The organism is Pseudorhodobacter turbinis (assembly GCF_005234135.1).
GTDB classification, from domain to species: Bacteria; Pseudomonadota; Alphaproteobacteria; order Rhodobacterales; family Rhodobacteraceae; genus Pseudorhodobacter; species Pseudorhodobacter turbinis.
In genome coordinates this window covers 2,226,920-2,241,020 of record NZ_CP039964.1, presented here as the reverse complement: position 1 = coordinate 2,241,020, position 14,101 = coordinate 2,226,920, and the positions used below count along the sequence as shown (strand labels likewise).

General features: G+C 57.4%; 9 protein-coding genes and 1 pseudogene. 2 read left to right on the top strand and 8 right to left on the bottom strand.

Features of this window, described 5'->3' with window-relative positions:
- Window positions 1–112 precede the first annotated feature (112 nt).
- From infB to rimP, 4 genes are read right to left on the bottom strand one after another with little or no spacing between them, the layout of a single operon-like run.
- Window positions 113–2,644, bottom strand: a complete 2,532-nt coding sequence (gene infB, locus EOK75_RS10720) for a translation initiation factor IF-2 (RefSeq protein ID WP_137193943.1) — start codon at window positions 2,642–2,644, stop codon at window positions 113–115.
- Window positions 2,641–3,276, bottom strand: coding sequence for an RNA-binding protein (locus EOK75_RS10715; RefSeq protein ID WP_137193942.1), 636 nt, complete (start codon window positions 3,274–3,276; stop codon window positions 2,641–2,643). Before EOK75_RS10715 ends, infB begins: the two co-directional genes overlap by 4 nt.
- Before the next feature lie 14 nt (window positions 3,277–3,290).
- Window positions 3,291–4,907 (bottom strand): transcription termination factor NusA, encoded by a 1,617-nt coding sequence (nusA, locus tag EOK75_RS10710; protein WP_137193941.1) that lies wholly within the window; start codon window positions 4,905–4,907, stop codon window positions 3,291–3,293.
- A gap of 31 nt (window positions 4,908–4,938) precedes the next feature.
- Window positions 4,939–5,565: a ribosome maturation factor RimP gene (rimP, locus tag EOK75_RS10705; RefSeq protein ID WP_137193940.1), complete on the bottom strand. Its 627-nt coding sequence runs from the start codon at window positions 5,563–5,565 to the stop codon at window positions 4,939–4,941.
- Window positions 5,566–5,777: 212 nt separating this feature from the next.
- Between rimP and EOK75_RS10700 the strand changes: the two genes are divergently transcribed.
- The gene (locus EOK75_RS10700; RefSeq protein WP_137193939.1) at window positions 5,778–6,656 is read left to right on the top strand and encodes a LysR family transcriptional regulator; all 879 of its coding nucleotides are present in this window, start codon (window positions 5,778–5,780) and stop codon (window positions 6,654–6,656) included.
- Window positions 6,657–6,886: 230 nt separating this feature from the next.
- On the top strand, window positions 6,887–7,741 hold the full coding sequence (locus EOK75_RS10695) for a DUF481 domain-containing protein (protein WP_137193938.1): 855 nt from the start codon (window positions 6,887–6,889) through the stop codon (window positions 7,739–7,741).
- A 101-nt stretch (window positions 7,742–7,842) separates the two neighbouring features.
- Here EOK75_RS10695 and EOK75_RS10690 read toward each other — a convergent pair.
- From EOK75_RS10690 to EOK75_RS10675, 4 genes and pseudogenes are all read right to left on the bottom strand, one after another.
- Window positions 7,843–8,600: pseudogene (locus EOK75_RS10690) on the bottom strand (IS6 family transposase).
- Window positions 8,601–8,716: 116 nt separating this feature from the next.
- The gene (locus EOK75_RS10685; protein ID WP_137193937.1) at window positions 8,717–10,438 is read right to left on the bottom strand and encodes an OFA family MFS transporter; all 1,722 of its coding nucleotides are present in this window, start codon (window positions 10,436–10,438) and stop codon (window positions 8,717–8,719) included.
- A 250-nt stretch (window positions 10,439–10,688) separates the two neighbouring features.
- Complete coding sequence (locus EOK75_RS10680; protein ID WP_137193936.1) at window positions 10,689–12,641, bottom strand: sensor histidine kinase; 1,953 nt, start codon at window positions 12,639–12,641, stop codon at window positions 10,689–10,691.
- A 3-nt stretch (window positions 12,642–12,644) separates the two neighbouring features.
- Window positions 12,645–13,991 carry a sigma-54-dependent transcriptional regulator gene (locus EOK75_RS10675; RefSeq protein ID WP_137193935.1) on the bottom strand — a complete coding sequence of 449 codons (1,347 nt, stop codon included), beginning with the start codon at window positions 13,989–13,991 and terminating at the stop codon, window positions 12,645–12,647.
- Between the last annotated feature and the right edge of the window lie 110 nt (window positions 13,992–14,101).

Below are 14,101 nucleotides of genomic sequence, written 5' to 3'. Positions count from 1 at the left end.
GGGCACACCAATTGAGTCGGCTCGCAAGTCCTGAAGCATACGACATTATACAGACTAAAAAGGCCGGGCGATTTGCCCGGCCTTATTTTATTCTGGTAAACGATACGCTGGATCACTCCAGCGTACGTTCAATTTCTTCACGCTCAAAGATCTCGATGACATCATTCACGCGAATGTCCTCATAACGCTCAAACGCCATGCCGCACTCTTGGCCCGAAGTCACTTCTTTGACCTCGTCCTTATAGCGCTTGAGCGTTTTCAGCGTGCCTTCGTGGATCACAACATCATCACGCAGCAAGCGCACACCAGCCGAGCGGCGTGCAACGCCTTCGGTAACGATACAACCCGCCACATGACCAACGCCGGTGACCTTGAAGACCTCTTTGATCTTTGCATAACCGATAAAGGTTTCGCGCACTTCGGCCTTCAACAAGCCCGATGCCGCAGCTTTGATGTCATCCACCAGATCATAAATGATCGAGTAATAGCGGATCTCCACGCTCTTTTGGTTCGCCGACTGACGCGCCGAGGCATTTGCCCGAACGTTAAAGCCGATGATCGGCACGTTAGAAGCCTCTGCCAAGCCGACATCCGAATCGGTGATCGCGCCAACACCGTAATGCAGCACGCGTACACGCACCTCATCGTTACCGATTTTTTCCATCGCTTGAACGATCGCCTCGGCAGAGCCCTGCACGTCGGCTTTGACGATGATAGGCAGCTCCGAGACATCCTTATCAGCTTTGGCCTTCGCCATCAGCTGTTCCAGCGTTGTCGCGGCACCGATGGCGGCGCGCTTGTCCTTGGCGGCTTTCTCACGGTAGGTTGCGATTTCACGCGCCTGCGCTTCGGTTTCCACCACGTTCAGCACATCACCGGCTTGCGGTGTGCCCGACAGGCCCAAGACCTCTACCGGGGTGGATGGCCCTGCCTCATCGATACGGTCGCCCTTATCGTTGATCAAAGCGCGGACCTTGCCCCACTGTTCGCCGACGACAAAGATATCGCCACGACGCAGCGTGCCCGTTTGAACCAGAACGGTTGCAACCGGACCACGGCCCACATCCAGCTTGGCCTCGATCACAGCAGCCGCAGCCGTGCGTTTCGGGTTTGCTTTCAGTTCCAAGATCTCTGCCTGAAGCGCGATTGCCTCTAGCAGATTATCGATCCCGAGCCCGGTTTTGGCCGAAACTTCAACGTCTTGCACATCGCCCGACATTGCCTCGACGACAATCTCATGTTGCAACAGATCGGTGCGGACCTTGGTGGGGTTCGCCTCATGCTTGTCGACCTTGTTGATCGCCACGATCATCGGAACGCCTGCGGCTTTGGCGTGTTTAATCGCCTCTACCGTTTGCGGCATCACGGCATCATCTGCGGCAACCACCAGCACGACGATGTCGGTAACCTGCGCACCACGTGCCCGCATCGACGTAAACGCCGCGTGGCCCGGGGTGTCGAGGAAGGTCAACAAAGCGCCTTTCTCGGTTTTCACCTGATAAGCACCGATATGCTGCGTGATACCACCGGCCTCGCCACCTGCGGTGCTACCCTTACGGATCGCATCCAACAGGCTGGTTTTACCGTGGTCAACGTGGCCCATGATCGTCACGATCGGTGGGCGCGGCTGCAAATCTTCGGCGGAATCGTTAACCGAATCGATTACCTGTTCCACGTCAGCATCCGACACGCGAATCATGCGGTGGCCGAATTCTTCAACCACAAGCTCTGCAGTATCCACATCAATGGGCTGGTTCATCGTGACCATCATGCCCATTTTCATCAGACTTTTAACAACATCAGCCGCGCGTTCAGCCATACGGTTTGCAAGCTCTGACACCACGATGGTTTCAGGCACACGCACGTCACGGAACTGCTTTTCAGGGCGCGCCGATTGGCCAAGCGCCTTTTGGCGGGCCTTTTCTTGCTTGCGCTTCATCGCCGCCATAGAGCGCGTGCGCCCGCCTTCACCGGCCAGCGCGTCGTTCAACGACAGACGGCCCGTACGACGATTTGCATCACCCTTGTTTTTGCCACGGCCACCATCATCGCTGCGGTTGTCGCGGTCGCGGTCGGTTTTGCTGCGTGCAGGCGGCAGGCCAGGCTTGGCACCCATCGGGCCACGCTCATCCACCACAGGTGTTTCCGTTGTGGCCGGTTTGGCAGCCTTGGGCGCGTTTTTAGCAGCTTCCGCGCGTTTTGCTTCGGCCTCGGCCTCCGCTTTCACACGGACAGCTTCTTCGGCTTTGGCACGCAGAGCTTCTTCGCGTTCGCGGTCTTCCCGCTCTTTCGCTTCGATCTCTTCACGTTTGCGCGCACGTGTTTCTTCACGCTCGCGCTCCTCAGTGGCGCGGCGTTCCGCGTCTTCGACCTCGCGCGCTTTGGCAGCGCGCAGGGCGGTCAAACGCCGTTCCATTTCAGCATCCGAGATGCCTGCCGGACGCTTGGACCTGTCGCCCAAATTCGGTTTCCCGCCCGCAGTAGGGGCGCCACCGGCCGCAGCCGGTTTCGGGACGACCACGCGTTTGCGTTTCGTTTCCACAACTACACTTTTCGTGCGGCCATGGCTGAAGCTTTGCTTCACCTGCCCCGAACGGGGGGTGCCACCAAGGCCGAGGGGTTTTTTACCGTCTGTATCGCTCATGCGTCTTGTCTATCCTCATCGGCGGTCTGCCCGCCTGCTTGCTCACGGAAACCCGCAAGCCTTGCCGCTTCCTCTACAACACGATGGCCGAGTCCACCAGCCGCAAGCGCGCCGTGTATTGCATGTTCCCGGCCAAAAGCCAAACCCATTTCCTGAGAGGTCAGGCAGCCAATAAATCCATTCGTCCGTTCCGGGGGCCGCAGCTTGGATTTCCCGCGCTCCGATCCGTCGCTGGCTTGGATAAGCGCAATCGCCTGCCCCTTCACCAGCCAGTCCTTCACCTTCTCATAGCCTGTCACCGCCTGCCCTGCCTTGCGTGCAAGGCTCAGCAATTCAATGACACGCCGCGCCAAGAGTGATTCGACCAGTTCGGCCAACCCCTCCGGCGCTTTTACCGGCTGACGGGCAGCGCGGGAAAACAACCCTTTTTGCGCCGCCTTGGCAATCGCATCCCGGTCCGCAGCCACATAAAACCCGCGCCCCGGCAAACGACCCATCACATCGGGCACAACAACCGTCTCGGGCCCCACCACAAAGCGGATCAATCCCGCTTTCGGTTGGCTTTCCCCCGTGACGATGCAGCGCCGTTCTGGCCCGTCATCTTGATCTTTGTTCCGGCCCCCGCGTGCCATAGCTGCTCCGGCTCTCAGACCTCATCCTCTTCATCAAGGTCTTCGACCTCTTCTTCCTCGGTGCTTTCCATTTCGGTCGGGTCCACCCAACCAAGCAAGACTCGCGCCGTCATAACGAAGGTTTGCGCCTCTTCCAGGCTAACGTCAAACTTTTCCAGCACGCCTTCGTCTTTAACGCGAACACCTTTCACCGTTGTCCAGCCACCGGCCAGTTCCCAATCGGCGCAGGTTGCGAAATCTTCCAGCGTTTTAATGTCATCTTTGCCCAAGGCTTCCAGCATTTGCGGGGTCAGCCCTTCAAAGTTCACAAGGCTATCTTCGACGCCCAAAGCACGGGCGGCTTCCATCGCTTTGGTGTTCGCAGCTTCCAGATGCTCGCGCGCCCGTGTCTGCAGCTCACCTGCGGTGTCTTCGTCAAAGCCGTCGATGGACAAAAGCTCCTCTGTCTCGACGTAAGCAACTTCCTCCAGCGTCACAAAGCCTTCGGAAACCAAAAGCTGCGCCATCATCTCATCAATGTCCAGCGCGGCCATGAACAGGCCTGTACGCTCGGCAAATTCTGCCTGACGGCGGGCTGATTCGTCGGATTCGGTCACGATATCGATGTCGAGCGCCGTCAACTGGCTGGCAAGACGTACGTTCTGGCCACGACGACCGATGGCAAGCGAAAGCTGCTCATCAGGCACCACAACCTCGATCTTGCCGGCCTCCTCGTCGATCACAACCTTGCTGACTTCGGCAGGCTGCAACGCGTTCACAAGGAAGGTCGCCTGATCTTCATTCCACGGAATGATGTCGATTTTCTCGCCCTGAAGCTCATTCACCACGGCCTGCACACGGCTGCCGCGCATACCCACGCAAGCGCCCACAGGATCGATAGAGTTATCAAAAGAGATTACCGCGATTTTCGCACGGCTGCCCGGATCACGCGCCACAGCCTTGATCTCGATGATACCATCATAGATTTCCGGCACTTCCATCTTGAACAATTCGGCCATGAACTGCGGGTCGGTGCGGCTCAGGAAGACCTGCGGACCGCGGGCCTCACGGCGCACGTCCTTGATGTAGCAACGGATACGATCATTCGGGCGATACGATTCGCGGCCGATCTTTTCGTTCCGGCGTAGAATCGCCTCGCCACGACCAATATCCACGATGATATTGCCATACTCTTCGCGCTTGACCTGACCATTGATGATCGTGCCTTTGCGGTCGATGAATTCTTCGAACTGGCGATCACGCTCAGCTTCGCGCACCTTCTGCAGGATCACCTGCTTGGCAGATTGCGCGGCAATCCGGCCCAGATCAACGGGTGGAACCTCTTCAATAATCTCATCACCAACCTGCGGATCCGCCAGATGCTTTTTCGCATCCTTGACGTTCATTTGCGACTGGTAATTTTCCACATCATCATCGCCCACAACCGTCCGCACGCGGGTAAAGGTTGCCCGCCCCGTACGCCGGTCAATCGCCACGCGGATATCCAGCTCTGCCCCGTAACGGGATTTAGCAGCCCGGGCGAGCGATTCTTCCATCGCCTGAATGACCAGATCGGGGTCAATCATCTTCTCCCGCGCGACGGCCTCGGCCGTTTGCAACAGTTCAAGCTGGTTTGCGGAGGTAATTGCCATTGTCGTTTCTCCCAAAGGGCGGCGCGTGCCGTTAGTGCTTGGTTACGGGGGTATCGTCGGCCTCGGCCTCATCCCCTTCGGTCTCATCAACTTCGGTCTCATCAACTTCGTCAAAGGCAGCCGCATCAAATGCCGGGTCCGCCTTTTTCTGGCGCAGCATTTCCGCGATCAGCTCATCCGTCAGAATCAGCTTGGCATCCGAGAGCCACTCAAAGCGCAGACCGATCGTGACGGGCTCATTGCCCTCCTCGATCTCGATCAGCACTTCTTCACCCTCGGTCCCGCGCAACACACCCTTGAAGCGGCGACGCCCATCGATCAGCTCAGAGGTCTCTACACGGGCCTCGTAATCAGCCCACATATCGAAATCCTTGAACCGCGTCAGCGGGCGGTCGATCCCGGGGGAGGACACTTCAAGCGTGAAATTATCTTCAATCGGATCTTCCACATCCAAAACCGCCGAAATCGCGGTGGAAATTGTGGCACAATCCTCAACGATAATCCCGCCTTCAGGCCGGTCGGCCATGATTTGCAGGACTTTAATCTTACCGCTCATCAAGCGAACGCGCACCAGCTCAAACCCCAAACCTTCGATGGTCGGGGTGATGATTTCCGCAAGGCGGCGGTCGATAGCGGTTTTGGCAATCAAGTCAGACATTGCTATTCCAAATGCAAAAGGTATCCCAAAACAAAAAACGGGCCAACAGGCCCGCATCAGGTTCCGGTAGCTTCAGGTTTGGACCCTGAAACAGCTGTTAACGATCATATAGTACAGCACGCGATCAAATGCAAGGCGCATTCGGAACACGGTGCGCGGCAACCCGCCCCTGCCCCCTTGTGTTTTCACGTGCTGCGGCGTCAAATCCGTCGATGGACCTGAACCTTATTCGCACCTTCATGGAAGTCGCCACCACCGGCTCCTTTGCCGCCGCATCCGAGCGGCTGTTTGTCACCCAATCCGCGGTGTCATTGCGCATTCAACGGCTGGAGGACCAATTGGGCCGACCGCTGTTCATCCGCTCCAAGGCCGGGGCAGAGATGACACCGGCGGGCTCTGAATTCGAACCCTTCGCCCAGCTTTTGCTGCGCAACTGGGAACAAGCCCGCCAGCAGGTCGCCATTCCCCAAGGGTTTACCCGCTCCATTACCATAGGCGCACAGACTGCCCTTTGGCCCCGCCTCGGCTTTCGCTGGATCGACGCGCTGCGCGAGGCCCTCCCCGACCTCAGCATCCGGGCAGAGCTTGGAATGCCAGAAACCCTGACCCGCGCGATGACCGAAAGTGTGATGCAGATCGCGCTGTCTTATCGGCCCAGCTTGCGGCCCGGGCTGCGTGTGGAAAAGGTCATGGATGAGGCGCTGATCCTCGTGGCCTCCTGGCCCGAGCCGACGCTTGACCAACTCCCCAATAACTACGCCTTTGTGGATTGGAGCCCCGAGTTCCTGTCCTTCCACGAACTGCACCTGCCCCATCTGACCAACCCCGGCCTGACGCTGGATATCGGTGTGCTTTCCGCGCTTTACATCATCAACCGCCGTTGTGCGGCTTACCTGCCCGCCCGCTATGCAATGCGGTATGTCGAGGAAGGAACGCTACATCTGGTCCCTGACGCCCCGCCATTCGCCTTTCCCATCTGGTCCGTCTGGCGCGAGGATCTGGATGATGACATCACCGCTGTTGCGAAAAAGACACTACAAACCGTGGTCCACCAATTCGATGACGCCGCTTTCCACCCCTCTGAAAGTTAGCGCAGCTGACCGCACGGCCCAATAAAGCCAATGTTTTCGATATCAGGGCCGCAAATCATGCTGACTAAGACGTAAAGCACCCAATTCAAGACGCATAATAACAAGTAATAATCATGTCATCCATGATTAAAACGAGTTTTTCATATGTCATCCGATTGTCCTAAAACCCCTTCAGGCAAACTTGCTTCGGATCATCCGGTTCAGAAGCGCTACCTTGAAAGGGAAATGCCATGAAAAACGAATTCAAAATCGTAACAGCTGCGGCGCTCGCCTTGGCTTTGACCGCATCCGGCGCATTCGCGCAGGAATTGCTGGGCACAACAGCTTTGAACGACACTTTGGATGACATCGATCGCGATGTTGCCAAGGATATGGCCCGTGCCAATGACGCATCGCGCTTTGGCAACCCAGAGCACCGCCCCGGCATGTCCGGCTCGGCATCTCTGGCCTATTCCGGCAAGACCGGCAACAACGAATCCCAAGACCTGACCATCGGCACACGCCTTCGCTATGCGTCCGGCCCCTTGGTTCAAACACTTGGTGCGGCAGTTGATTTCCAGGAAGTCAGCAACTCTTCGACCAAAGAAGACGTTTTTGTGGTCTATGATGCGAACTACTACTTCAACGACCGCTTCTATGCGTTCGCTTTGGCACGCATCTCAACCAACGGCATGGCTGATGTTGTGGTTGCAGGCGACGACCCAATCTCTGAAAAGCTGGAAAAAGACGCATTCATCGGCTTTGGTCCGGGTTACCGCGTTGTGAACACCGACCAGATGACATGGCGCGTTCAGGCCGGCGTTGGCCAAACCTACCTGAGATACGGTGATGACCGCTCGGTTACCGAAGCGGCCGGCATCGTGTCCTCGCGCTTCTTCTACGGCATCAACCCGAATGTATTCGTGACCATGGATACAGACATTTTGAAATCCGACGAAGCACTGCGCATAAACAACGACTTCGGCGTTAACGTAAAGATGACTGACGCGTTCTCTACACGTATCAGCTACTTGACCGAATATGCCGATAACCGCGCAACTCGCTCGGACAACAAATTGGGCGTTTCGCTCGTTTACGGCTTCTAATCGCCAATCCGTCCCGCGCCACCATCTTTAGGGAAATATAGAGATGGATCACGGCGCGGGGGGGACCCCTTTTTCGTGTGTTTGACGAGCTACCGTCTATTTCATTGGCATTGCCAAGTTGTTGAGTTGTGTTTTTGAAGGGCCATGCAGGCGGATTTCAAGCCACCGTTTCCGACCGTCATGCACAGGCAGAAAGCATCTGCCTGTGCATGACGGTCGGAAGATGTTGTTGATCCACTGCCCGGCAGTTGCTGCTTGCAACAAAGAGAGGGTGGTCATGTGCGGCGAGGAGGCGTTGTGCCTGTCTGGGCGACTTAGTTTTCTCGTCGTCTCGTCGTCTCGTCGGCCTTTGACTGCCCTCAATTCTGTTGTTGCGGCCCTTGTGAGCCGATGATCGGCGTGATTTAGCTGCGTAATTTTTCGGTAATGACAACCCTTGGTTGGCAGAATTATGCGATCAGCCTTGCCATGAAGCGCGTGGCGGCTTTGGCATTTCGGCGCGTCTGAACGAGAACATCGAGCACGTCGCCGTTGGCCTCTACTGTGCGTCAGAGCCAATGCTTCACGCCATTGATCGGAATCACGACCCTCTCGCGCATGCAGGCATGCGCTGCCGGACAGCGCCATCATCGAGATGCCACTTGTCATTCGGCCGTGGCCGGTCGCGGCGGATGCAACCAGCAAAATGCGACCCGAAACGGACCGTTTCGCGGCTTACAATCACGCCACGTTCGGCAAGCAGATCCTCAATATCCGCAGTGCTCAGCGCGAGCCGATGGCACGCCCAGACCGCGTAAGCGATGATTTCACGAGGATAACGGAAGCCCTTCAGGCGTAGCATTGTGCCCGGTGATTTCATGCGCCGCCCGATAGCCAATCTAGCAGGGCTGAACAACTTGGCGATGTCAGAACACCGTGTGAAACGTCAAACCGGATATGGCCGGGGGCGCTTTGCAACGCCCCCGGGTAAGGGATCTACTCTCCGGGAACGGCTTGCAGTTCCGGTTCGTCATGGTGGTGATGCTCTTTCACCGGACGCATCCACAGGTTGGCAAAGAAGGCCACGACCAGCAGTGCTGCCATGCAATACATGGTGGTATTGTAAAGCGATGGCGTTGGATCGATGGTGCCTCCGGGTGCGATTTCCATCAGTTTGGCAATCGTCACGGTCTTGGCTGCAACAAGCTGGTCGATCTGGGCAAGCGGCGCCCCGAATTTCTCGGCAAAGACTGCCGGATCGACTTTGCTTGACAGATCCTGGATGGCGCTTGTGACGGACATCTGCCGCAGCGATGTAATTGCCAGCGGCCCCAGTACGCCTGCAAGCGACCACGCTGTCAGCAGACGGCCATGAATGCCCCCCACATGCATCGTCCCGAACATATCCGCCAAATAGGCGGGTATGGTGGCAAACCCGCCGCCGTACATCGAGAAGATGATCATCGTCGCAACATAGAAACCGATCAGATAGATCATGCTTGGGTTGGTCGCCACGGCCGAGGCAAAGTAGGGAATCGACAGGTACAACAGCGTGCCAAGCACGAAAAAGCACATATAGGTTGCTTTACGCCCGATGTAGTCCGACATTGAGGCCCAGAAGAAACGGCCACCCATGTTGAAGACCGAAATCATCAAAACATAGGTTGATGCGAAGGCCGCGGTGACAACAAGTGGCATAACCGAGCCGAAAATCTCGGACATCATGGTTTTGGCCACACCGATCACGCCAATCCCGGCGGTCACGTTCAGGCACAGCATGAGCCAGAGCTGCCAGAACTGCGGCGTCTTGATGGCTTGGTCGATATGCACGCTATTTTGCGAAACCATACCCGAGGCGACGGGTTTTGGCTCCCAACCTTCGGGCTTCCAGTTTTTTGACGGCACGCGATACTGGAATGCTGCAAGGATCATCACGAAAAAATAGACGATGCCAAGAGTCAGGAATGTCTGCGATGCGCCGGTCTCGCCGGTGCCGATCACATAGATGCCTGCCTGTCCGCCAAAGTCTGCGGCTTGGGATGCCGAGGCAATGACCACCTCGATGCGGCCTGCGGCTGTTTCGGCGAAAACCCGGCCATTTTCGACCACGGTCGCCACGGCGTCTTGTGCGCCCAAAAACTCAGGTGCTTTGGCGAAGATGCCCAACAGCCACCCTTTGATGGGGGCTGCAATCATCGCACCGCCGCCAAAGCCCATGATCGCCATGCCTGTCGCCATGCCGCGGCGGTCAGGGAACCAGCGCAACAGCGTCGAGACCGGGGATACATATCCCAGACCCAGCCCGCAGCCGCCAAAGACGCCATAGCCCAGATAGACCATCCAAAGCTGATGGGTGGAAATGCCAACAGACCCGAGGATAAAACCACCGCCCCAAAGGAAGGCCGCAACCACGCCAACCATGCGGGGGCCGACCTCTTCCAGCCATTTGCCAGCGAAAGCCGCCGAAAGGCCAAGGAACACGATGGCAACCGAGAAGATCCAGACAACGGAACTCAGGCTCCAGTCATCGGCGCTTGGTGCCACGACGCCCAATTCGCGGGTCAGCGCGAGGTTGAACACGGACCATGCATAGACGGATCCGATGCAAAGATGGATGGCGATGGATGCCGGCGGGACGCGCCAGCGGTTATAACCGGGTTCTGCGACAATGTGGCTTTTATGCAAAAAAGCCAACGCACCGCTCGAGGCGTTACTCATGATTTTTCCTCCCTTGATCGCGCTGACGGCAAGTTCCTCCGAAATCTTGCGCCTGCGGCATGCATTGGCATGCAGAACAAGGAAAGCCAGTTTAGGCGTGAGGTTGTCAAGCTGATTCACTAAGTATATCAGTTACTTAGGTTGACTAAAAGTCTTTGTGGTGCCGACATATGTCAGGCTTTGGGGACATTCTGTTCGCAGGGTTCTTTAGCTGCGGGGAATATGGGACTTTTTGTCCAAATAACCCGCATTAAGGATTATTTTCGGCCGGTAGGAAAACGTTGAAGCAGCTGCCCTCTCCGAGGGTTGAGGTGACGGTGATCTGCCCGCCAGCGCGACTCACGATTTGTTGACTGATGGAAAGGCCAAGCCCTGTTCCTTGTGCCTGTTTGGTCGTGAAGAACGGATCAAAGATGCGGGGCCGCACCTCTGGCGGGATGCCCGTTCCAGTGTCGGCGACGGAAAAGATCATGCCGCCCTCGCAGTCGGTTGTCGTCACGCTTAAAACCCCGCCATTCGGCATTGCGTGGACCGCATTCAGGATCAGGTTCACAACCACCTGTTGAAGTTCGGTGCGTGACATCCGCACCGTCGTGGTGCTGTCGGTCGACATTTGACAATTGATGCCCGCCCTATCGATTTGGTGCTGCGTTAGCAAAAGACAATCGCGTACGACCTCGGACGGCATAAGCAAGTTCGCCGAGCCTGAGTATTCTTCGGGCCGGGCAAATTGTAGCAGCTTGGATACGATGACGCCGATCCGGTAGACCTGATCATCAATCAGACGGAATTCCTCGGCCACCTCGTCGGCCTTATCGCCAAGGGTGCTGCGCGCCAGGTCAAGATTACCTTGGATTACCGCGACAGGGTTGTTGATCTCATGCGCGACCGAGGCTGTAATCTCCCCCACCGCCGCCAGCTTTTCCGAGATTATCAGCCGTTCAGTCGTACGCTCCAAACGTTTGTTGGCCGCGCTTAGGTCGCGTGTGCGTTCCTCGACCTTGGTCTCAAGGCTTTTGGCCCAATTGCGCAGTTCGCGGTCACGTTCCTGTAGCCGGTCCAAAAGGTCATCAAAATGGCCGGCAACCTGCGCGATTTCACCGCCGCCTTTTTGGGGATGGTTGCGCGCGGTCATATCGCCGGCCTCTACTTGGGCGATGGTGCGGGTCATCCCTTCGAGGGGGCGGAAAATATGCGAGGCCCACCGCAGAAACAGCGGAACCGACAACAGCGCAATCAAGACAAATGCACCGGCAAGCATTACGGTGGATGCAACCTTGGCCTGCCGGAAGGGGGTTTCAAGAAAGCCAACATAAAGCATGCCAACTCGATTGCCAAAGCTGTCGACAATCGGCTCATAGGCTGAAATATACCAGTCATCAACGACAAAGGCCCGGTCAAGCCAGACGCCACCCTTGGTCAGCACCAGCTTGCGCACCTCGGCGGAAACGCGGGTGCCAAGTGCGCGGACGTTTTCAAACAGGCGGACATTGGTCGAAATGCGCACATCATCCAGAAATAGGGTCGCCGTGCCTGCGCTGTCCTCGGGCAGGCTTTGTTCGCGGTAGACGAGCGCGTTGATTGTATCGATAAAATCAAGGTTGCGGTTTAGCAAAAGCCCCCCGACCAATGCAGCCCGCGATCCATCGAGCAATTTCAGCGGCGCGGCGGAATGGATGATCATGCCGCGGGTCTCTTGGGCGCGATCGGTTGGCGCGGCGGCACGGGTGGGCATCAGCGGTATTTCGGCCCTTTCGGCAAGGCCGGGTGACAGGGCATCAAGCGCGGGGCCGTCCAGAATGTCAACGGCGCTGTGCCATTGCCCGCCCAAGGCGGTGGCGATCACCGGCATCTGCTTTTCCGGGTCGGTGTCCGGCGCGATCCGCAGAAAATCAAGTCCGAGGCGTTGGCGTTCCTGTTCCAGAAAGGCGCTGATCGTTCCCGATTTCAGACTGGCGTCAAAGCTGGTGGAACCGGCAACGGCATCAATGCGTTCCCCTGACATCTCGATTAATCTGGCGAGGTATTGATCGGCGATGATCAAATCGCCATTCACCTTGTTCACCAGCAGGTCATCAACCTTGCCTGACCAGCGCCAGATCGTGCCGCCCAAAAGCACCGGCAGCAAAACCAGCATCGGCAAAAGGGCGATGACCAGCAAACGCATCCGAACCGAGCGCAGCAGACCGAAAAGCCGGACCATCCGCTATACCCCCCAAGCCGCGCATTTTCGGTCAATCGTTTTGCGCGAAATGCCCAACCGCCGCGCGGCCTCGGACCGGTTGCCGTCAAAGGCGTCCAGCGCAGTCAGGATTGCGCGGCGCTCGATATCCTCCAAAGGGGCGATGTCGCGGTCCGGGCCGGTCGGTTCCAGCGTTTCGATCGGATAGCGGCCAAAGATCAGGGCGCGCTCGATGAAGTTGTGCAGCTCGCGAATATTGCCGGGCCATTCGTGGCGCAGCATCGCGGAGCGGACAGAGGAGGGCATCTCTAGCGGTGGCAGGTTCAGGGTGGTGCTGATCTCATTTTGGAACAGTTCGGCCAGATCAAGCAGGTCGGTGCCGCGATCCTTTAGCGGGGGCATCGCGACCTCTACCACATTGATCCGAAACAGAAGATCTTCACGAAACAACCCGTCCTGTACCGCTTGCGGAAGCGATTTGGCGGTGGAGATAACAAAGCGCAGATCAAGCTGCACATCCCGTGAGGTACCAATTGGCCGGATGATCCCGTCCTCCAACACCCGCAGCAGCGCGGTTTGGGCGCCGGCGGTCAACTCGCTGACATCATCCAGAAAAACCGTCCCCCCCGAGGCAGAGGCAAGCAGCCCCTCGCGCCCCGATTGCGCACCGGGAAAGGCCCCCTTTGCGTGGCCGAAAAGTTCAAATTCAATCATCTCGGCGGGGATTGCCCCGCATTGGATCGACACAAATGGCGCGGTGCCGCGGCCTGAATGGCTGTGGATATGGCGGGCCGCAACCTCTTTGCCGGCCCCTGACGCGCCAGTGATCAGAATGGGGGTCGAGAGGGGGGCGACACGTTCCAATATGCCGCGCACATCGGAAATTATGGCGGACTTCCCGACAAGCGTCCGGCGGCGTGACCCTGCCGAGGCCGCCTCCAGTTCACGTTTCAACAGGAAATTTTCACGTTTCAATCGCGCGATCTCAAGACGGCGGCGCAGGGCATTCATGATCTGGTTGGACCGGAACGGCTTTACCAGAAAATCGGAGACCCCCGCGCGCATCGCATCAATGGCGGTTTGCAGGTCGGCATAGGCGGTAATCATGATTGTATCGGTAAACCCGCCTTTGTCATGTTGGGTCTGGAGCCACTCCAGCCCCTTTTGCCCCGGCATGATATTGTCGAGAACCATCACATCATATTGCTTTTGGGACAAAAACTGTTCCGCCATTTCGGCGTTTGGCGCCTCATCAACTGTTCCGCAAATCGGGGTAAGGGTTTTGACAAGGAAGTGGCGCATGCCCGGCTCGTCGTCCACGATCAAGATACGCGCACCCTTTAGCGGATCATTCTCCCCCTCGATCTGCATCCTGTGCCTCCCAACATAGTTTGTCCCACGTCTTCATTAAGGTCCAAATGCTGCCCGTGACAATCGCCATCTGCGACACCGTTGTTTTCTTGTGCAGCAATGCCTTGGCC

Coding starts and splice junctions, on each gene's coding strand:
- EOK75_RS10695 (WP_137193938.1), top strand. CDS start 6,887: ATGAAAAACGAATTCAAAATCGTAACAGCTGCGGCGCTCGCCTTGGCT.
- infB (WP_137193943.1), bottom strand. CDS start 2,644: ATGAGCGATACAGACGGTAAAAAACCCCTCGGCCTTGGTGGCACCCCC.
- EOK75_RS10675 (WP_137193935.1), bottom strand. CDS start 13,991: ATGCAGATCGAGGGGGAGAATGATCCGCTAAAGGGTGCGCGTATCTTG.
- nusA (WP_137193941.1), bottom strand. CDS start 4,907: ATGGCAATTACCTCCGCAAACCAGCTTGAACTGTTGCAAACGGCCGAG.
- EOK75_RS10715 (WP_137193942.1), bottom strand. CDS start 3,276: ATGGCACGCGGGGGCCGGAACAAAGATCAAGATGACGGGCCAGAACGG.
- EOK75_RS10700 (WP_137193939.1), top strand. CDS start 5,778: ATGGACCTGAACCTTATTCGCACCTTCATGGAAGTCGCCACCACCGGC.
- EOK75_RS10680 (WP_137193936.1), bottom strand. CDS start 12,641: ATGGTCCGGCTTTTCGGTCTGCTGCGCTCGGTTCGGATGCGTTTGCTG.
- EOK75_RS10685 (WP_137193937.1), bottom strand. CDS start 10,438: ATGAGTAACGCCTCGAGCGGTGCGTTGGCTTTTTTGCATAAAAGCCAC.
- rimP (WP_137193940.1), bottom strand. CDS start 5,565: ATGTCTGACTTGATTGCCAAAACCGCTATCGACCGCCGCCTTGCGGAA.